The following is an 18,751-nucleotide window of genomic DNA, read 5'->3' on the forward strand; positions in this document are numbered from 1 at the left end:
GTGGACTCCTTCAGCTTTCGAGGCGCTTGGCCTGGACGTCGGCGACCGCGTTGGCGATCGCCGTGATCTGGTCCGGCGACAGGCCGGTGGTCTTGAGCGAGGCGACTGTGGCCGCGAGGGCATCGATCTTCTTGTCCAGTGCGGCGACTGTGGAGGCACTGCTCGCAGCGTTGGCGGCGGCGAACCACAGGACGCTCTTGATGGGGGTGTACTGGACGCCGGGCTTCGTCGGGTCGTCCATCGAGTAGTCGTCCCAGACGGCGGTGGATACCGCCTGCTTGTCGTCGTTACTGAGGGGCATGTCGTCCTCCGGGGTCTGATTGCCGAGCGCCCATGCGCGGAGTGCTGCGGCGTCGAGGTGGCAGTAGTCGCGGTCGAGGCCGCCGGATTCGCTGTACTGGTGGAACAGCCATGGGGCCTGGATCCCGGGGTCGCCGGCGGTGCGGCCGGCGGTGGCGATCCACAGGAAGTCGCCGTAGTAGCCGTCTTGGTCGACGTTGCGCCAGTAGTCGGTGTTGGCGTACATCCCGACGCGAAGGTTCGGGAGCTGGGCCTTGACGTACTTCAGCCAGGCCGTCTTGTACGCGGCTTGCGTCGACTTCGGCACGCCGACGTTCGAGGGGTCGTAGCCCTCCCAGTCGAGGACGACGAGGTCGCCGGACTGCCAGTTGACCTGGCGGAGAAAGTAGTCGGCCTCGGCCTGGGGGCTGTTGGCCATGTGGGGGTAGTGGTAGGCGCCCCAGACAAGGCCGTTGGCTTTGGCGTGGTCGCGCTGCGTGCGCCAGACCGGGTTGATGTACGAGAGGCCCTCTGTGATCTTGACGAACGCGAAGCCGAGGCCGCTCGTGTCCGGTGTCGCGGACTGGTACGAGGCCCAGTCCTGTCCGTAGGTGCCCATCAGTCCCCCTTGGCGGTGGTCCAGGTCGGGATGGTGACGTCGCCCTGCTGGGACAGGAGCCAGCGCAGGTCGGGGGTGGTGAGGTACGCGGACCCGTCGATGCCCCAGCCGGTTCCCCACGAGTTGGTGATCCAGTAGTCGCCGGTGGCGGCGTCGAATCGATTCAGCTCGATCTCGTGTCCGCCTGCGACGCCCGTTGTGCGGTCCACGCCGAGTCGACCGTCGGTGTCGGGGTCGAACATGCTGTTCAGCCACGGAATCCCGATCATCACCGGGCCGTACTGGAGTGCGCTGGTCAGGGCCGCCAGCGAGAAGGCGTGGCTGTAGCTGGTGGCGAGCCCGAGCGCGCGGAGCGCCTTCACAACGCCGAGCCCGGACGATCCGGTATCAGTCGGCGGGTAGTGCCCGAAGATTGAGTCGAGGCGCGTAGCCAACGAGTACAGGCGGACCGCGAAATCCTCGTCCGGCGCGTACACACCCGGAGTGAAGATGCCGTGGGACGCGCGCGCTGCGGTGACCGAGATCGTCACCGACGTCAGGCCAGACCGGCCCGCCGAGTCCGTGCCGAGGAGGCCAGTACCGGCGTTGCCGGTGCAGCTCCCCAGCGCTCCCTGATCCAGGACGGGCGTGCGCCGGGTCCAGGCGACGGAGCGGATCGCGTCGGCCGGGAGCGTCTCGTGCGCGAAGGCGCGAGAGCGAGGATCGTGCTCGACGTGCCGGCCCATCGATCGGCCGACAGCGACGGGCAGCAGTTCAACGTGAGGCGTGCTCATGGTGCCTCCAGGGCAAGGGGCGGCCCCGGAGTGGGGCGAAGGTGTGCAGGCTGGGGCTAGTTGAATAGCGGCGGCGTCGACTTGAGGTTCGTGTTGTAGACCCGGTACTCGATGTCCTGCTTGATGACGGACATGGGGTTGACGACTCCAGCCGGCCAGGGCTGGGCGTTGAACGCAGCGGCGATGCCGAGGGCTATCTCGTCGGTTACGCCGGCCGCAGCGGTCAGGATGAACCCGCCGTCGTTCTCGCCGGTCTCGCTGCTGATGGTGAAGCTGAACGCGTACTGGGTGGCGGCATCTATCGAGCTCACAGGGTTCTCCCTAGCTATCGGCTGATCCAGAACACGCGCATGGCTGCGCTGAAGATGCCGCCTGCGATCGTTGAAAGGGCGCTGCCGCTGGCTTGTGCGGCCATGACCTCGATGTAGTCCGTGGATCCGTTGCAGGTGACGGTCGAGACGGTTTGCATGCCGTTGGTGACGCCGCTGGTCGGGTCGTAGGAGGCACCGGAGCCGACGACACCGCCACCATTGAGGCCGACCTGCAAGCGCCGGTCGCCGGTGTTGTTCGCAGGCCAGCCCACGGACCCGATCACCAGATACAAACCGGCCACAGTCGGCGTGTACCGGCTCGTGTTGGTGACGGTGGAGTGGCCGCCGTCGGCGTCAAGCAGCTCAGTGTCGAGATTCAGTGCGGTCATGACGTTGCCGCTGGGGATCGACTGCACGCTGGTCGCATAACCGACGAAGACGGGCACCGCGGTCAGGAACGAATTCAGTGCGGCGACCTGGGCGTTCCACAGTGCGGAGGTGACGAAGAGGCCTGGCGATTCGGTGGTGGCTACGGGGACGGTACGGGCCATCAGCCCCTCCTAGTATGCGAAGGCGACGGCGTCGAGTGCGGCGACGGCGTCCCAGGTTGTGGGGTCGGTGGTTCCGGCGGGGAGAACCTCGTTGATGAGGTCTCCGGCCGTGTGAGCCTTGGTGGTGGCCGCGGTGAGGGTGAGGACTGCGCTGGTCCAGCCCGCCGAGGTCGCGCCGACGGCGCTGATCGTGACGGTCTCCTGGTTGGCGGTGTTCTGCCCGAGGACGATCTGCGTACCGGCCGAGAGCTGGGCGGCCAGGGGGTTGGTGTTGTCCTGGCTGTTGTTGATCGTGATCGAGGTGACGCCGGAAGCCACGGAGGTCTTCAGCGTGGTACGCCACGCCGCGAAGATCCCGTAGGGGGTCGTGTCCGCCGGGGAGCACTGAAGGGTGACGGTGGCTTCGCCGTTGTCGTCCCAGTCGAACTTGATCGACTCGACGAAGCACTCGATCTGGATCGCGTTGAGGTTCGGCGGGCGCCTCATCACCCGCACCCGAGTGCCAAGTTCGAGGCCGAGCACGACCGGCCACAGCGCCGGGTAAGCCGACGGGTGCAACTTGAGAGACGAGACCCGCGTCGAGGGCTGCTTATACCGGGACAGCAGATAGTCGGCAGCGTCCTGGCATTCGGCGGCCGATGAGGAGTTGATGCTGCGGGTCAGCGACCGCGGGAAATACGCCTGGATCGACGTCGCATCCTGCGCGGCGAACGTCTGGCCAGTGCCTGTCTGGGTGACGGTGATCTGGTTGGCGAGGTGCGTCGGGTCGTAGTCGAGTTGGCAGTCCTCGTAGGGATACTCTCCTGCCGCCACGTTTTCCCCGAACGTATAGACCGGGGTCAGCGCGTCGTACCGGGCCGCCCGGGAACGGAAGTTGACCCGTCCGTTGGTACCAACGAAGTGCTCGCCGTTCTCCGTGTCGACGACGGCCTGGAGCGCAGTGAGGGCGTCTTGCCCGCCGAACGCTGCCGGTCCCATGCTGATCGTGAGTCCCGTTTGGATGTTCGACAAGGCAGTTGAGCCGGCGTATTGCAGGATGCGGGCGTACCGAGCGTCCGTTGAGTCGCCAGCGAAGCTGGTTTTCCACGCCGCGTAAATGGCGTCCGTTGACGCATTGAACAGGTACGCGGGGAACTCTGCGGCAAACGCGAGGTCCCCCTGCCAGTTGTTGCCGGCCTGTCCGCCGAGCCCGAGGTCGTACCACGCCCCCAGGGAATCTGAGACCAACCCAGTCGGCGTGATGGTGCTGGGCTGACTGGTGAAGAACCAGTTGTTTCCATCGAGACTGGCCCTGGCCTCGCCGAAGGCCTGGCTCCATCCGAAGATGGCCAAGTGCCAGTTGCCGTCGACGACGTTGGGGAATGATCCATCGTTGGCGGTAAAGATCCCGCTGAGGTAGACATTTGTCGGGCCGCCGATGATGAGGTTCAGGTGGCCGGTAGTCCCGATTGCCACGAAGATTCGACTGCCCGTCGCCACGGTGCCAGTTGCGGCATGTTGCCGGTCCATGGACGACCAGAGGACAGCTGCGTCCGTGGGCATGGGGCCCGTGTATTTGAATGCGATTGCGCGGGTCCACTGTGTCGGATCCGCAGGCCCGACGACTCCGGACGTGGTGAGGTCGATGACAGATGACGCGAATCCCGATCCCTGCCCGGGGTGCGGGTTGGTGAACGTCGTGACCGTACCGGTGCTGCCCGAGAAGATCCCGTTCACCGGGTCGGTGGCAGTGATTTGCGTACCCGCCGCGATCACTCCGGGGCCGTTCTTCGACTTGGCAATCCCTGCGGCCGTGTAGGCGCCGGTCGCTTCGGTGAAGGTGGTCGATCCGGCCGGGTCGTCAAGCCGGTATACGAAGCGTGGGGCCGCCGCGTTGATTGCCTCGGTGAGCGGATCGTCGAGTTTGACCTGCGAGAGCAGTGCGAAGGCGTCGACAGCCGTCGGGCTTACGGTGCCGTAGGTGCCGTATTTCCACGTCGGCGTCCAGCGCTCGACGAACCCTTCGTACATCGGGTACCAGATGCCCGGCTGCGCCCAGCTGCTGGCCGAACTGCCCTTTTCAAGCTGCCAGGCGTCAACCTGGATTGAACAGGTCGCGCCGGCGGCTGCGGCGACCATGGCGCCGACATCCATGCCCATGGCACCGGCCGGCGCCGTCGCGGTGACAGTGATCAAGGTCCATGAAGCGGTAGCCGAACCGGTGAGGGTGACCGTGGACCCGTAGGTGAACGAGGACGACACCGCCAGAGGCACGAGGTACCAGCCGATCCCCGCCTTGACCTGCAACGAGGTGCCCGGGGTGACGTTCCGGATGCGCATCTGCATCGTGTACGTCTGGCCCGGCAGTGCCGCAGGCTCCATGGTGCGGCAGATCCGCGCGTTGACCGCCGAGCCGGATGGCACGCTGAACTGGAGAACGTTCGACCCTTGGTAGGCGGTGCCGGACGCGACGATGATCCCGGAGACGGTGGGGTCGGTGTCGCTGAAAATGTCGGCGTTGTATACGTTCGCGCCGACGGCGTAGCCGCCGAGATCCCCGCCGGTGGCCATGACCTGCGATAGCAGGTTGATGGCTGGCGGCCACATCGCGCGTTTCCGGTACGGCTGGTAAGGCGCGACATGCCCATAGAACGGCCCGCTGGTGTTCGTCGGGTCGAGAACGCCGTCGGTGTTCGCCAGCGTCAGCGACAGTTCGCCAGCGCGGACTTGGTCCAGTTCGTACTGACGCCCGCGCTGACTACCGCCCGTGCCCATAGTGCGGCCGGTGACCTCGACGAAACGGTCCCATGGGGCGCCGCCGTTTGCGTTCCAGTACGGCGCCCAGCCGTCTTCGATTAGCGGCCAGTTCGGGTTGGTTGCCATAGCCGCCTCCTCACCTGCTGGACTGGTAGGACGCGTAGGTCTGGGAGTTGCGGGCGCCTGCCTGGAGCATGAGCGTCTCGACCTGGTTCTTCAGGTCCCGCTCGGCGAGGATGGAGCCCTGGGGTGCGATGGTCACCGAGTAGTTGTTGATGATCGTGGCGCCCCCTCCCCCCATCGCGAGACCTGGTGTTCCGAGGGCGCCCGCTCCGGTTACTGCGGTGGCGAGGCCGCGTGCTGCGGTGGTGGCGTGGTGGGCGGCGCTCTGGATGCCCTGGGCTAGGCCTTGGGGTACGAACTGGCCGAGCTCGGCGAAGACGCGGGACGGACTGCGAATACCCAACGCCTTCTTGATCGCCGACTGCATCGACAGGGCGATCTTCGTCATCTGGGCTTGGATCGCCTTCTCTTGCGACTGCAAGCCCTTGATCAGGCCCTGCGCGGACTGGATGCCCGCCCCGTACATGGAGTCCGCGACCGCCGCGCCCGTGCCGTTGGCCGCCTTCTGCATGCCGGCCCGCATGCTGTTCATCTGCATGATCTGCGACTTCGACGCCGCCGCCAGGGCGGTCGCCGTAGCACCAGCCTGGTCGACGCCCGCCGTAGCGAGCTGGCTGATCTGGTCGGTGCTCAGGCCCTTGGAGCGCAGCACTTGCAGGTCGGCGGCGAACTGTGTCGCTTTCGCCACCTGCTGGCTCATGCTGTTCAGCACGTCGGAGGCCGCCATCGGCCTTGTGGCGTCCGGTGCCGTGGTGATGACGGAGACGTTCTGCATCATCCCGGAGGCGACGGAGTCCCTTTCCTTGACCCAGTCTTTCTGGAGGCTGGCCAGCGTGGACTGTGTGGCTTTGATGCGGGAGGCGACGGCGTCCCTTTTGTTGGCGAGCCACAACAGGACCGCATTGTCGTTGGCGACAGTGCGCTGCAAACTCCTGGCCGAGTTCCCGAAGTCGACGTACAGCGACCTGGCGATGTGCGTCGTTGCGGTTTTGACCTTGGCTGTCGAGCCGGTGAGCCCGTCGACCAGGCCGTGCATGACGTAGCCGCCCAGCTCCTTGAACACCCGCGATGGCGAGGAGATGCCGAGCATCGACTTGAAGCCCGAGACGGCTGAACCGGCCAGGTTCTTCACCTTGTCGACGACGGCCCCAGCCATGCTGGAGATGCCGCCGAGGAGGCCCTGGATAAGGTCGTGGCCAGCGCTGACCAGTAGCCCGCCGAGGCTGCCTAGTGCGGACAGGATCCGGCCCGGCAGGCCCACCAACCAGGACAGCAGGGAACTGGTCACGGATATCGCTGCACTCTTCGCACGGTTGAACGCGCTAGACGCCCACGCAAAGAGCTGCCCGGCGAGCGATGCCACGCCCATGATCACGCGGCCGGGCAGCGTCACCCACCAGGCCAGGAGGCTGGTGATGACGGAGACCGTCGCGTCCTTGGCCCGAGTGAACGCGTGCGTCGCCCACGCGAAAAGGCTGGTGGCCAGTGACGCCACGGCCATGATGATCCGGCCTGGCAGCAGGGCCACAAAGACGATCATGTTCGTCACGGCGCCGACCACAGCGTGGTAGGCGTTCGAGAAGGCATCCTTGATCTGCGACCAGTAGCGGACGATCAGCAGGACCGCGACACCGATCGGCCCGGTCAGGATCGCCAGCAGCATCGGCCAGTGGCCCTTGACGAAATCGACGACCCAGCCGACCGCAGCACCTATGCCGTGAAACGCCGGCTCAAACACGTTTCGCCACAGCCACATCGCGACCGCGCCGATCGCCTGGAACGCAGCCTGGACGATCGCCCGGAATGTGGCGCAGTGGTTGTAGGCGTAGATCAGCCCAGCGACCAGGGCGGCTACCGCGATGACTACGAGCATGACCGGGTTGGCGTCCATCGCCGCGTTCAGGAGCCACTGGGCGGCAGCCGCTGCTTTCTCCGCGATGGTGGAGGCGATCAGCGCGATCTTCTGTGCCGTCCATGCGGCGGCGGTCCGGAGGCCCGCCATTGCGCTGGCCGCCATCGACTTCGTGAAGTTCAGTGAGGCGAGCGCGGCAGTCTTCATGGCCGTGCCGACGGCTGTGATCCCTGAGACGAGTCCGGACCAGGCGGCTCGTCCCGCAGAGGCGGTTGCAGTGCCGACTGTGCGGCCGAAGTTGGCTACTGCCGTACCGGCTGAGGAGGCGCCGGACTTGATGCCGTCCCAGGCGTACATGCCTTTAAGGCGCACTGTGTCGAGGGCTGAGGTGAGGCCGGTGCGCATGGTGGAGGCTCCGGCGCGCACGCCGTCCATGGCCATCATGCCGCGCAGCCGCAGCGTATCGAAGGCGCTAGATGAGGCAGAGGCGATGCCACCCCACGGGATCTTGGTGATGGCGGTTCCGATGCCGCCGATAGCCTTGACCAGAGGGCTGACCGCGCCCGCGATGAACTTGATCACGCTGCCGGTCAGCACGACGCCGATGGCGACAGCAAGGGCCTCGGTGGCAACCTTGTGCTGCTCGAAAAAGCTGACGACGGAGAGGATGACGGGAATCAGCTTCGTACCCACTGTGATCGCCGTCGTGGTGACGGCTTCTTTCAGCTTGCCCATCTGGACGTTGAAGGACTTCTGGGTGATGTCCCAGCCCTCAACGTCCTTGCCGCCGTCCTTCATGGACTTGGCGACCTTGTCGACGCGCTCCTTGAAGCCTTCGGTGTTCTCACCGGTGAGCTGAAGCGTCGTGTTCAACCCGATCGCCCCACCGGCCATCTTCTTGATGGCCTCGGTGTACGTCTGAGCGGCCGGGCCGCCCTTCTTCAGCTCGGCGTTGAAGCCGGTGGTCTTCTGAAGCAGCGTCTTGAACTGGTTGCCCATCGCGTTCTGATCGGCGGGCAGCGCCTTGATGGCCTTGGCGAACGCGCCCGTGCTCATGGCCCCGGTTTGCAGGTCTGTAGCCAGCTTCTGCACGGGCGCGGGCATGCTTTTGAGCATCGTTTGCAGGTCAGCGCCAGCCTGCTTGGTTTTGTTGAACGAGTCGAGCAGGACCGTGCCGGACTTGCCCATCTTCGAAAGGACCGTCTGCGACAGCAGGTCGAGAGTGCCGGTCAGGCCTCGCTGGCCGAGCTTGGTGGACACGTCCGTCGAGGACAGGCCGAGGCGCTGCATCTCCTGGACGGCGACGTTGTTTGGGGCCGCCAGGCTGCGGATCGTGGAGGCAAGCTCCTGGGTGGCCTCGCGTGCTGAGGTGCCGTGCTGCGTGAGGGTGGCGATGGCGCCGCCGACCTGGGCAAAGCTGATCTTGTTGGCCGAAGCGATCGGGATAACAGTGGACAGAGCTCCGGAGAACTCCTCCATAGTGATCTTGCCTTCGCCTGCGGCGGTCTTGATCGCGTTCATGACCTGGACGGAGTCGGACGCCTTGAGGTGGTACGACGCCATCACCGACGTCATCGCATTCGTGACGTCCTTGAGGGAGGCGCCTTCCTCGCGCGCACCCTGAGCAGCCGCCTTCAGCACCTTGAGGCCGTCAGCGCCGCGGTATCCGGCCTTCTCGACCTGGTACATGCCGTCGGCGAGCTCTTTTGTCGACGTACCGGTCTCGCGAGCCAGCGACAGGACGCCGTCGGAGACCATTTTCAGCTTCGACGTCGACTCGCCACACGCTGTGACGAGCAGGTTCATCTGCTGCTGGAAATCACCGGCCGCCTTGACGCCGTAGGCGACGAAACCGAGCCCGACGACGGTGGTGGCCTTGCCGACCTTCGTGAGCATCCCCGACAGGCCACCCATGCGCTGGGTGAACGACTCGCCGGACGCACCGGCCTGGACCATGCCGCGGACGAAAGGCGCGGTCTCTGCGCGGAGGCGAACGAAGAGGTCGGCAACCTCGGTCATGAGCACCGCCCTCACAGGTTCAGGTGGGCGGTGCTCGGATCAGATGCGGGGCCAGCGGGCCCGGTAGACGCTCATATAGAGCTGTGGTGCGACGATCGTGATGCCGAACCGGTAGGCGGGGCCCAAGAACGGATAGACGGCCCCGTTACGGAGTCCCGTTTCCAGGGCCAGGCCATAGACGGACGCGGGTGACCGGCCATAGGGCGGCATGATCCCGGCACCAGTGCCGACCTTGGTCTCCCAGCCGGCGCCGTAGGACACGATGGGGCTGTGTGTGATCGAGCGGCGCAGCGTTCCGGAGACGACCGCGGGTCCGCTGCCGGATCGGGCCGGTGTGGGGGTGCCGCGTTTGTGGGCGCCACTGGAGGCGTTGACCTTGGCCTGCCGCTCGATGGCGTTCGCCAGCTGGGTGAGGACGGTGCGGGACTTCAGCTGGCCGTCTGTCGCGATCTCGGCGAACAGGACCCGGAAGATCCCAGGGCGCAGCTCCACCGCATCACCCCCTGGCGTCTCGTTCGGCTTTGCTGCGCGAGCGCTGGGCCTCGTTTTCCTCGTGCTCGCTGATCATGCCGAGGAAGTCGAGGGCGTAGCGGCGCACATAGAGGGGCGTGGCCTGGAGCTGCTCCCACGACCAGTGCATGCGCCGCATCAGGATGAAGTCGGCCCATTCGGGTGGGGCGCTGTCGCCGCCCCACGTCCCCTCAATGATCGATTCGACCGGGAGGAGGACGTCCTCGTAGTACGGGGAGCCGGGGCCTACTTGGGGTCCGTGATACTCCCCAGCTCGGCGCCGATGCGGTTGATGATGCGCATCGGAAGCCGGGCGATGTTCTCAGGGCTGATCGCTCCGAGCCGGGGCTGCGCTGTCGTTTCCAGCGATTCGAAGAGGGTGACCGGGTCGGCATCCTCGGCGATCTCCACCGGGGTGATCAGCTCGGACGCGTCGTAGACCTTCCAGGCCACGATGAGCCGGGCGAAGACCTTGTACATGGCCATGTTGGCGGCCTGCGGGTCGACGGGCTGCCCCCGGTCGTCGAGTTGCACGTCCTCAGGGGTGAGTTCGCTGGGGGGCAGGAGCTGCGGGTTGCGGATCAGGACCGACACGTCGTCGCCTAGATCGGGGAAGGGCAGCAGAACGTAGGGGCTGGTGTAGCCGGCCATGGGGAACTCCAAGCAGGGCGTCGAGGGCGTCAGACCCCGGTCGTGCCGTGACGCCCTCACGTGCGGCACGACCGGGGAGTTGATCTAGTAGGCGGAGGAGACCCAGTTCTTCAGCACGACCTGGACAGCGCCGCCATCCGTGGTGTTGTTGATGCCGGCGATCTCGAAGTCGGCGGTCACGTAGGTGCCGGACTTGTCGTAGCCGCCCTTGGACCAGCCGGGCGCGGTGGTCGTCATGGTCAGCGAGGCGCCACCGGCTACCAGGGGCTGCGTGAGCACGGCGGACGTCGGGGACGTCTGCAACGCCTGCAAGTACTGGTTGTAGTCGGTGTCGTTTTCGTAGATCGCCTTGTACTTGATGTCGGCTTCCAGGACCCCGGAGAACACTTCGCGCGGCTGCTGCGTGCCGTTGGACGCGTGGATGGCGTCGGTTTCACGCTTCAGGGTGAGGTCGTAGGACAGTCCGCGGGTGGAGGCTCCGCCGGCGTTGGTCATGGCCCACTGCCAGCCGAGCATCGGCTGCACGGCCGTGAACGCCGGGGCGGTCAGGCCTCCTTGGATGGCGCCGATCCAGCCGGTGAGCTTGGCGTCGAGGGTGCACATGCCCTTGGGGTCGATCTTGATGCCGACCTCACCGAGCATGCAGCCCGGGTAGCCCCAAGCCTCGTAGGTGTTCTGGTCGACCAGTGAGTACGTGGGCTTGGCCACGGATGCCGACTGCTTGAACGTATGCGTCGTCTGGGACAGCACCGTGACTGCCGAGCTGTGCGCCTTGGTGAGACCGCCGGACGGAGTGGTGATCGGGATCGTGTACGGGCCCGACCCGGTCGGGCTTCCGGTGATCGCGTACTCCAAGTTGGCCGCCGTGTCGATCGCGATGGTCGAGCCGGACGGGATGGAGACTGCCGTCGAGATCGACGTGGCGCCGATGGTGGTCGACGACGAAAGCGTTGTCGACACGCCCGCCGAAACGGTGTCAGGGCCGATGATCCGCAGGAAGTAGCCGAGGCAGTCCGGGTAGGCGGACAGCTCCAGCGAGGCCGAGGTCTCCCCCACGCCCTGGTACAGGCCCTGGAGGTTGGTGTCGCTGGCCCGGTAAGACACGTCCTTGAGCTGTGTGTACTCGATGTTGAAGTCGCTCTTGTTGACCGGGATGTAGAACGTCGGGGCGAGGAAGGTCCCCTGGACGCTTTCCTTGGCGATACCGATCCATCCGAGCCGGGAGAGGAGTGTCACTGCGGCTCACCTCCCTTGCTGTCCTCGACGGACGCAGATTTACGAGGGCGCGCCTTGGCCGCCTCGATGGAGTTCTTGTCGTGCTGGGGTTCGGGTTCGTCCTCGACAGCGGTCCAGCCGTCGAGGAGCTGCGGCCGATCGGCAACTTCGCCCGACTCGACGGAGAAGGCGGCCTGTTCGGGCTGATCGTCGGTGGCGGGCGTGACTGCGAAGTGCCACGCATAGGGGGTCGTGTTGCGCTGGCGCACAGGGCTCTCCCGTGTCGGGTCGTGGGAAAGCCCCCGGCCAGACGGCCCGGGGGCTGAAGAGAGAGGAAGGGGTCAGCCGTTGATTTCGACGTCGTCAGCCGAGTAGCTGACGACGCAGGTCAGGTCGGCTCGGTCGCGCATCGACGGTTCGGGGTCGGCGAAGTCAACGCTGACGTCGGGCGGGTCCTCGGCAACGCTGAGGAAGCGTCCGCCGTGGGTCTTGTCGAGCATCAACCCGCCAATCCGTTGCAGGACGAGTTCGATCGCGCTGTCCAGGGCTTGCTGCGGGGTTTCGGCTGCTCCGGTCGGCGACGATGCGGGCCAGATGATCCGCAGTTCGAACTGATGGCGGGCCATACGCCGCACGTGCGCGGTCCGCACCTCCTGAAGGCGCCGCCGCATCACGTACAGCTGGCAGCGCCGCTGGACGGGCGTCCTTGGGAGGTAGCCCTGCACGATGTCGAACGGTCCGCCATCGGTCGCGAGGAGGGCGGGAAGCCCGTCGGTCGGGTCGAACGAGGTCAGCCACGCCGTCTCGCGTGCTACCGCGTCTGCGCTGCTCATGCCGGCCCCCAAGTGGGTCTACGTGGGCTGGTATTTGCAGAGGATCGCTTCGGCCTGCGCCGCAAGGACGCCCCGGTCGTGCCCGAACTGGGTCCCGGCCGGGTCGATCTCACCGAGGACGTTGCTCGCCGCGATGAGCTTGCACGCCCGGCCGAGGTCGGCGGGCACTGTGCTGTAGCCGCCGTCGTAGGTGACGCGGATCCAGGATCCGACCGGCAGGAACGTGCCCAGCCCGAACCAGACGTGCCCCGAGTCCGGCTCCGGGCCGAGCAGTGAGGCGATGGTGACGGCCTGGGATCCGCCGTAGGAGCGGAGGATCGTCACGCCGATGTTCGCGTAGCCCCACAGCTCCGGGTAGCGGGGGGCGTACTCGTTCAGCCAGACGTGCCGCACCTGGTCGCCTGCACCGAGTGCGTTGGCATAGGAGGTGCCGAGCGTGCCGTGGATGTCCATCGGCATGGATCCGGCGTCGGAGTACTCGTCCGGGTCGATGCCCTGTGCCCGGTGAGTTTCCGGGACGCCCGTGAATGGGGCGAGGCGGCGGCCGGCGATGCCTTCGCATTGCCGGGTCGACTCGATCATCAGCTCGGCCAAGGCCGTTGGGCTGTAGTCGCGGACCAGGTCGGCGAACTGCCCGGCCTGCATGTCCGCCGCCGTGGCGAGCGGGACCGGGGAGTCCGCGGCCATCAGCTACTCCTGCGAGGAGGCGGGCTTGCGGCCACCGCGTCGGACTGGCTTCGGCGCCTCGACGTTCTCGCCTCGCAGGTCGATCTCGGACTCTTCGGCCTTCGGGTCGATCTCGGAGAACTCCGCAGCGGGCTCGGGGTCATCGTTGTGGGCGCTCGCCGCGTCGAGGTCCGGGTCGGGCTCTGAAATGGGGCCGGCTTCCGGCTCGGGGGTGACTTCGGAGAATCCGGCGTCGTCGATCGCAAGCAGTGCCGCGATCTGCTCGGGGTCGTCGATCTCGACGGTCGCGCCGTCGGAGTCCCAGGTGTGGCCGAAGCTGTCACTGCCAGCCGATACCTTGCGAATGCGTGCCATGTTCTTGCACTCCTCGGGTCCGGCGCGGCGCACCACGGGCGGGCGCGCCGCGCGGATGGTCAGCTGGACAGGGTCGCCGTCACACGGCTGAGACGGCCCAGGTACTTCGGCGCCCGAACCGCGAGGGTCGTGTCGGAGACGATCGCGTAGGGCAGCTGGTCGGGCCCGGCGGTGGTCGGGTACACGTCGAGCGGGGTGAGCTCGCGGACGTAGGGGCGCACCACAAAGTTCGGGTCGCGGGCCATCAGGTAGATGTTCTCCTGGCCCGACGCCGCGGGCTTCGCCGACGTGTTGGTGCCGACGTAGGCGGCCGGGCCCTGGGCGGGGACGGTGCTGCCGTTCTTCGGGGTGAGCTTGGTGCCGTCGTCGACGATCGACACGGTGAGGACCGGGGTGACGCCGTCGGCGGCGACACCGACGACGGCGTCGACGTAGCCGAGGAGGGTCTCGGTGCCCGTCGCCGTGGACCGGTAGACCTTGTACACGTTGGGCTGCGACCCGTCGAGGCCGGTCGGCGTCGAGAACGACAGCGTCACGGTCGAGGTCGAACCGGTGGTGGCCTGGGAGACCTCGGTGGACGCCTGGATCTCGCCCTGTCGGGCGATGACCGGCACGACCTGGTAGTAGTACGTGGCCGCCGCGAGGGTGCCGCCGGTGGTGGCGGTCGCCGTGGTGACCGCGCCCATGCCGTAGCCGCGCGCCGACAGGAACGACGACTTGATGATCGGCACGTCGCGGTAGGTCATGACGTTCAGGCCGCCGGCGACCTCGACGCGGTCGGAGAACCGCTGCTGGGCCTGGAGGAGCTGGGCGACCTTGGACGCGGCGGTCGGCGACATGACGAGCATCCAGGAGGAGTCCTGGATGGCCATGGCGGCCTGCTGCTCGACCATGTCGATCAGCTTGTCGAGGGCACCGAGGGACATCGCGGCGTTGAAGTCGATGGCGTTCTGACTGTTGCCGGTGAACGTGCTGACCAGGGAATCGAGGCCGTCGAACTGCGGGTACGCCCCGTACTGCGTGGACGCGCTGTTGCCCCACAGCATCGCGTTCTCAATGTCCCAGTACAGGCCTTGGATCGAGCCTTCGATTTCCTGTTGCTTCAGATCCTGCACGAGGCCGCGGGTGACGGCCTGGGCGTAGCCGGTGACTGCGCCGACGGCCTGCATGTTGCGGATCGTGAACTGGTTCTGCACGTAGGTCGAGTTGGAGACCGGGCGGGCGCCGCCGTCGGTGACGAACCCGCCGGTGGCCCGCTGTGTGCGCTGGTTGAAGTAGTACACGGTGCTGTCCCACTTGCGGGACGGGGTCGCGCGGACCAGCGGCGCGTACCGGCGCTGGTACTCCAGCAGCATCGGGTCGACGATCGTGGGGGTGAGCGCGGATGCGCCTGCCGCGGTCAGTGCCTCGCGGAGTTCAGCCTGGGACATGGTGGTGCCTTTCAGGGAAGTGGGGGTACGACGAAGCCCCGCGCTTGGGCGGGGCTGGGTGACCATCACTGCCGTGAGGCACCAGCGAGGCTGGCGGTCAGGAGAGGCTCAGGCGTGGTGCTACTAGCTGCGGGGCACACGGTCGCCGAGGATCGAGCCGACGACGGCCGCGCCGCCGGTCTGGCGCCACTCCTCGTCGGTGTACTCGTGCAGCGGCTTCGGCGGCCAGCCCTCAGGCAGTCCGCTGGAGACGGCGCTCGATTCGGTGACGGGTTGCACGAGGCCCTTGCGGGACGGGCCGGTCGCCTCGACGTGCTCCTGCACCGCTGTCGGCAGCGCCTTGGCGATGCCCTCGGCGACGAGGCGCTGGATCCGCTGGTCCTCGGTCTCGGTCACCTCGACGGCCGGGGCGGCCTCTGTGACGGGCTCGGCCGCCGAAGACTCCACTGCGGCGGGGGCCGGGGTCATCGCGGTGACGAATCCGGCAAGGGCGTCACTGAGCTTGTCGATCTTCGCTCCGAGGGCGTCCATGCCGTCGGTGCTTCCCGGGGTCTCGGCCGCCGGGGTGGTGGACTCCGCCATGGCGGGCTCCTTCTCCTGGGTGGGGTCGGCCGCCGGCGTCTCCGGTGCCGAAGTCTGTGCGCGACGCGCGAGCAGCGTGGAGCGGATGACCTGCTCCAACTCGGCGTCGTCGAGGCCCTCCTGGACCTGAATGCGGATCTCGCCCAAGGGGGCTGACTCGCCCATGTCGCCGCCGCTGTCGTCGTCTTCGTCCGTCTTGCAGTGCATGCAGGACTCGCACGCGCACGGGCATCCGCCCGGGGTGGCGGGGATGGCGCAGCCGCAGCCGCACGGGCAGTCCGCGCCCGCTGCTGAGGCCGGCGCCGCATCGTCGTCTGGCTCGCCGGGGACGTCGACGTCGGCATCCATGTCGGGGTCGAGCTGCATGAGGGCCTGGCAGGCACCGTCCATGGCCGCACGCCCGACTGCGTCGAGGTCGTGGGGGTCGAGGCTCTGCGAGGTGACGGTCACGTTGGTCGGCCCGTTGGTCAGTGAGACGTAAAGGTTCCCGGCGTCCGTCGCGTCCATGCCCCAGCATTCGGCGAGCGACTCGGTGACCTGGGTGGCCGGGTCGATGAGCCAGCCCTCCTGGGTCGCCACGGTCACTCCGAAGCCGCGGAGTGCTTTGGTGATGCGCTGCTTGACCCTCTTCAGCTGGGCCGCGGTGTACAGGCGGGCGTTGTCGGCCTGGGAGATGTAGCTCCAAGCCGCCTTCGCCTTGGCCTTGGTGGAGAGGTCGTAGCGCTTCTGCTTGTCCTTCTGGTAGCCGGGGTCCGCGAACGGGCCCTGCTCGCTGCCGGAGGCGTCCGCCCCATCGGCGGCTTCGGTGACTGTATGCACCAGCGCCTCCTGCACTGACTCGGTGATGAGCACCCGGCCATCGGATGCCGTCTCCTCCGGAGCAGTGCCCGCAGGGGTGAAGCTGTCGACCCGGGCGCCAGGCACGCCGGGCTTCCGGGTGAAGTCGAGGCCGTCCAGCTCCAAATCGTTCGCGGTCTCCACGGCCGTGCCACCAGGTCCGACCTGGCGTCGGACACGGCCGACCCAACCGCCTCGGATGGATACGCCCCGCAGATACGGTTTGCCATCTCGGGTGTCGACCAGCGAGGCGATGGTGCGGGCCTCCCCGGTGTCGGCGAGATCGGCGGTGAAGCGGGCACTGCCGTCCTGGTCCTGATCGATCGAGGTGATCCTGCCGACGATCTGAGTGGAGTCGTCGTCAGCCGCGTGGTGCGTCAGCATCGTCAGCGGCTGTGAGCCTTCAGCGATGCGCGCCTGAGCGCGAGCCACGGCTCGACCGATCACCTCGGCTGTGTACAGGCGGCCGTTGTTACTGACCCCGGGGGCGAGGGCGATGCCGGAGACGGTTCCGATGGTGCCCATGGTCACCTCCCGATCAGCGAGATGCTGACGCCAGTGAAGCTCGGGTTCGTACCGGAGACGACCCACCGGACACGGCCCTTGCTGGTGAAGATGTAGCCCCCGCTGCCAGGTCCGATACTGCCGAACGTGAAGTTCGGACCGGAGGTGATGGCGGTGAGGGTCTGGGTGGTGAGCCAGTAGCCGGCCGCGTCCTGCACGTCGTAGTACACGGTGATCGACGGGGTCGTTCCCGTCACGCCGGTCACGAACACGGACAGGATGCCGTTGGCGACGCTGGACGTGTCCAGCGTGCCGCTGTCCCCGGACGCGGTGATGGTCTGGGCCGCGGGGGCGTAAACGGTGACCGGATCGCCGGGCACCACGGTGACGAGCGGGGCGTGCGCCATGGACGACTCCGATCAAGAGAACCAGTTGGCGAAATGGGCGAGGCTGACGTCGGCGGCATAGCAGCAGCGGCAACTCGGATGGAGCGGCATGCGGGGCTGGTCGCCCATGCGCCACGGGCTGCCAGACTCGGCGTCGATACAAGATCCGCAGACCCTGCCGTCCCCGGCGGTGATGATGTCGATCATTTGGACGCCCTCGGACTGGTAGAGGGCGAAGGCGCCTTCATCTGCCGCGGTGGTCATCGCCCAGTCGACGGTGAAAGCGACGGCGTCACTGTCGCCGGTGAGGATGTCGGAGGCCGCATCGATGAGGTCTTCGCGGCTCAGGCCGTTCTCCATTCCGTCCGCCAGGGCGCGGCCAAGGTCGGCGGCGACGTTGTCGACCATGCGGCCGAGCCAGCCGCCCGCGTCGCCCCACAGTTCGTCGAGGCGTTCCATCGCCGCGTAGGCGTCGGTGAAGGCGATGTTCCAGTCCAGGCCGATCTGGCCGACTCGCTCGGCGGCGATGGCAACAGCGTTGACCATGCCCTCCGCCCGTCCGGCGGCGACCGCATTACGCAGTGCGATTCGTACCGTCGTGAAGCCAGCCAGGTCGGCGAGCCCGGCGAGCATCGCCTTCGCTGCGGCGAGAGCTGCGGCCCGGATTCTGCCCTCATCTGGCCCATCGGTTTCGCTGACGCCGAGTTGCCAGCGCAGCCGGTCGACCATGGCGGCGATGGCGTCCCGGGTGAGCAGGTCGTGCCACAGGGCCTTGACGCTGACCGTGTGCCGGTCCTGCTGTTCTTGGCGCCGCTGGAAGAGCAGCGCCCACATGCCTTCGAGCTTGCCGAGGTCGATGGTGGCCTTCAGGATGTCGGGATCATCGACGGCTTCGGTCGCAATCCGTACCGCCGTCTCGCAGGCGGCCTGTACGCGACGGGTCATGGGGCCGCCCGAGAGCGCCCAGCCGGCCGCGAAAGCCTCGCGGGCTACGGCTTCCATCGGGTCCGCGAGCGGGGTGTCGGTGCGGTCGAGGCCGTGGACAGCCGAGAGTGCGGTGAACTCGATTGGCTGGGCGTCGAGTCGGTCGAGCGGCGCTGGCTCGTCGGAGTCGAGGTAGGCCAAGGAGCAGTGGGCTGTGAATCCGTGCTCCCGCGGCACCTCGATGCCTCGCTCGCTCAGTACGGCCAGGGTGTCGCGGCGGAGGTCTTCGAGGTCCGGGGAGTCGACGAGGGCGACGAGAACGTCCTTGTCGCCCCCGGTGAAGCGGGCCAGCCCGGCGAGTTGGGCGGTGAACGGCCGCCGGGCTGCGAGTTCGGCGACCGCTTCGCGCAGCGTGTCTCCGTCGATGTCGTCGGCGTGGCCGAGGTAGGCGATCGTGACGTGCAGTTCGTCGGCAGGCAGGCCGCCCTCGACCGCGAGTTGCTGCGCGATGTCGGGCGGCGGGTAAAGGGCGATCATGCAGCCGTCGGAGTAGTCCGGTGACGCCACGGTCACCC

At 67.2% G+C, this 18,751-nt stretch carries 18 protein-coding genes; all 18 read right to left on the reverse strand.

Annotated features, from left to right (window positions below):
- Window positions 1-10: 10 nt before the first annotated feature.
- The 18 genes from N4G70_RS28730 to N4G70_RS28815 all read right to left on the reverse strand — a co-directional run bounded on the left by N4G70_RS28730 (window position 11) and on the right by N4G70_RS28815 (window position 18,743).
- A complete protein-coding gene (locus N4G70_RS28730; protein ID WP_261715660.1) occupies window positions 11-898 on the reverse strand; it encodes a glycoside hydrolase family 25 protein in 888 nt (295 codons plus the stop codon).
- Complete coding sequence (locus N4G70_RS28735) at window positions 898-1,671, reverse strand: hypothetical protein (protein ID WP_261715661.1); 774 nt, start codon at window positions 1,669-1,671, stop codon at window positions 898-900. Before N4G70_RS28735 ends, N4G70_RS28730 begins: the two co-directional genes overlap by 1 nt.
- 56 nt (window positions 1,672-1,727) lie before the next feature.
- Window positions 1,728-1,982: a hypothetical protein gene (locus tag N4G70_RS28740; protein WP_261715662.1), complete on the reverse strand. Its 255-nt coding sequence runs from the start codon at window positions 1,980-1,982 to the stop codon at window positions 1,728-1,730.
- Window positions 1,983-1,996: 14 nt separating this feature from the next.
- Window positions 1,997-2,533, reverse strand: a complete 537-nt coding sequence (locus tag N4G70_RS28745) for a hypothetical protein (protein WP_261715663.1) — start codon at window positions 2,531-2,533, stop codon at window positions 1,997-1,999.
- Between the two features lie 9 nt (window positions 2,534-2,542).
- A complete protein-coding gene (locus N4G70_RS28750; RefSeq protein ID WP_261715664.1) occupies window positions 2,543-5,395 on the reverse strand; it encodes a hypothetical protein in 2,853 nt (950 codons plus the stop codon).
- Window positions 5,396-5,405: 10 nt separating this feature from the next.
- Window positions 5,406-9,263, reverse strand: coding sequence for a phage tail tape measure protein (locus N4G70_RS28755; protein WP_261715665.1), 3,858 nt, complete (start codon window positions 9,261-9,263; stop codon window positions 5,406-5,408).
- A gap of 39 nt (window positions 9,264-9,302) precedes the next feature.
- Window positions 9,303-9,755 carry a hypothetical protein gene (locus N4G70_RS28760; RefSeq protein ID WP_261715666.1) on the reverse strand — a complete coding sequence of 151 codons (453 nt, stop codon included), beginning with the start codon at window positions 9,753-9,755 and terminating at the stop codon, window positions 9,303-9,305.
- A gap of 4 nt (window positions 9,756-9,759) precedes the next feature.
- Window positions 9,760-9,903, reverse strand: a complete 144-nt coding sequence (locus N4G70_RS28765) for a hypothetical protein (RefSeq protein WP_261715667.1) — start codon at window positions 9,901-9,903, stop codon at window positions 9,760-9,762.
- A 116-nt stretch (window positions 9,904-10,019) separates the two neighbouring features.
- Window positions 10,020-10,424 (reverse strand): hypothetical protein, encoded by a 405-nt coding sequence (locus N4G70_RS28770; protein WP_261715668.1) that lies wholly within the window; start codon window positions 10,422-10,424, stop codon window positions 10,020-10,022.
- 84 nt (window positions 10,425-10,508) lie between these two features.
- Window positions 10,509-11,660 (reverse strand): phage tail tube protein, encoded by a 1,152-nt coding sequence (locus tag N4G70_RS28775; RefSeq protein WP_261715669.1) that lies wholly within the window; start codon window positions 11,658-11,660, stop codon window positions 10,509-10,511.
- Window positions 11,657-11,908, reverse strand: coding sequence for a hypothetical protein (locus N4G70_RS28780; RefSeq protein ID WP_261715670.1), 252 nt, complete (start codon window positions 11,906-11,908; stop codon window positions 11,657-11,659). Before N4G70_RS28780 ends, N4G70_RS28775 begins: the two co-directional genes overlap by 4 nt.
- Before the next feature lie 72 nt (window positions 11,909-11,980).
- Window positions 11,981-12,472: a hypothetical protein gene (locus N4G70_RS28785; RefSeq protein ID WP_261715671.1), complete on the reverse strand. Its 492-nt coding sequence runs from the start codon at window positions 12,470-12,472 to the stop codon at window positions 11,981-11,983.
- An 18-nt stretch (window positions 12,473-12,490) separates the two neighbouring features.
- A complete protein-coding gene (locus tag N4G70_RS28790; RefSeq protein WP_261715672.1) occupies window positions 12,491-13,159 on the reverse strand; it encodes a hypothetical protein in 669 nt (222 codons plus the stop codon).
- Between the two features lie 3 nt (window positions 13,160-13,162).
- Window positions 13,163-13,513 carry a hypothetical protein gene (locus N4G70_RS28795; RefSeq protein ID WP_261715673.1) on the reverse strand — a complete coding sequence of 117 codons (351 nt, stop codon included), beginning with the start codon at window positions 13,511-13,513 and terminating at the stop codon, window positions 13,163-13,165.
- Between the two features lie 59 nt (window positions 13,514-13,572).
- Window positions 13,573-14,943 (reverse strand): hypothetical protein, encoded by a 1,371-nt coding sequence (locus N4G70_RS28800; RefSeq protein ID WP_261715674.1) that lies wholly within the window; start codon window positions 14,941-14,943, stop codon window positions 13,573-13,575.
- Window positions 14,944-15,066: 123 nt separating this feature from the next.
- Window positions 15,067-16,887, reverse strand: a complete 1,821-nt coding sequence (locus N4G70_RS28805) for a DUF6582 domain-containing protein (protein ID WP_261715675.1) — start codon at window positions 16,885-16,887, stop codon at window positions 15,067-15,069.
- A 2-nt stretch (window positions 16,888-16,889) separates the two neighbouring features.
- Window positions 16,890-17,273, reverse strand: coding sequence for a hypothetical protein (locus N4G70_RS28810; RefSeq protein WP_261715676.1), 384 nt, complete (start codon window positions 17,271-17,273; stop codon window positions 16,890-16,892).
- Between the two features lie 12 nt (window positions 17,274-17,285).
- Window positions 17,286-18,743: a 2'-5' RNA ligase family protein gene (locus N4G70_RS28815; RefSeq protein WP_261715677.1), complete on the reverse strand. Its 1,458-nt coding sequence runs from the start codon at window positions 18,741-18,743 to the stop codon at window positions 17,286-17,288.
- Between the last annotated feature and the right edge of the window lie 8 nt (window positions 18,744-18,751).

The organism is Streptomyces sp. ASQP_92 (assembly GCF_025399895.1).
Taxonomy (GTDB): Bacteria; Actinomycetota; Actinomycetes; order Streptomycetales; family Streptomycetaceae; genus Streptomyces.

Excerpts from the sequence above, each read along its gene's own strand:
- N4G70_RS28730 (WP_261715660.1), bottom strand. The coding sequence starts at position 898 with ATGGGCACCTACGGACAGGACTGGGCCTCGTACCAGTCCGCGACACCG.
- N4G70_RS28735 (WP_261715661.1), bottom strand. The coding sequence starts at position 1,671 with ATGAGCACGCCTCACGTTGAACTGCTGCCCGTCGCTGTCGGCCGATCG.
- N4G70_RS28745 (WP_261715663.1), bottom strand. The coding sequence starts at position 2,533 with ATGGCCCGTACCGTCCCCGTAGCCACCACCGAATCGCCAGGCCTCTTC.
- N4G70_RS28750 (WP_261715664.1), bottom strand. The coding sequence starts at position 5,395 with ATGGCAACCAACCCGAACTGGCCGCTAATCGAAGACGGCTGGGCGCCG.
- N4G70_RS28755 (WP_261715665.1), bottom strand. The coding sequence starts at position 9,263 with ATGACCGAGGTTGCCGACCTCTTCGTTCGCCTCCGCGCAGAGACCGCG.
- N4G70_RS28765 (WP_261715667.1), bottom strand. The coding sequence starts at position 9,903 with ATGCACTGGTCGTGGGAGCAGCTCCAGGCCACGCCCCTCTATGTGCGC.
- N4G70_RS28770 (WP_261715668.1), bottom strand. The coding sequence starts at position 10,424 with ATGGCCGGCTACACCAGCCCCTACGTTCTGCTGCCCTTCCCCGATCTA.
- N4G70_RS28785 (WP_261715671.1), bottom strand. The coding sequence starts at position 12,472 with ATGAGCAGCGCAGACGCGGTAGCACGCGAGACGGCGTGGCTGACCTCG.
- N4G70_RS28790 (WP_261715672.1), bottom strand. The coding sequence starts at position 13,159 with ATGGCCGCGGACTCCCCGGTCCCGCTCGCCACGGCGGCGGACATGCAG.
- N4G70_RS28795 (WP_261715673.1), bottom strand. The coding sequence starts at position 13,513 with ATGGCACGCATTCGCAAGGTATCGGCTGGCAGTGACAGCTTCGGCCAC.
- N4G70_RS28800 (WP_261715674.1), bottom strand. The coding sequence starts at position 14,943 with ATGTCCCAGGCTGAACTCCGCGAGGCACTGACCGCGGCAGGCGCATCC.
- N4G70_RS28805 (WP_261715675.1), bottom strand. The coding sequence starts at position 16,887 with ATGGGCACCATCGGAACCGTCTCCGGCATCGCCCTCGCCCCCGGGGTC.
- N4G70_RS28810 (WP_261715676.1), bottom strand. The coding sequence starts at position 17,273 with ATGGCGCACGCCCCGCTCGTCACCGTGGTGCCCGGCGATCCGGTCACC.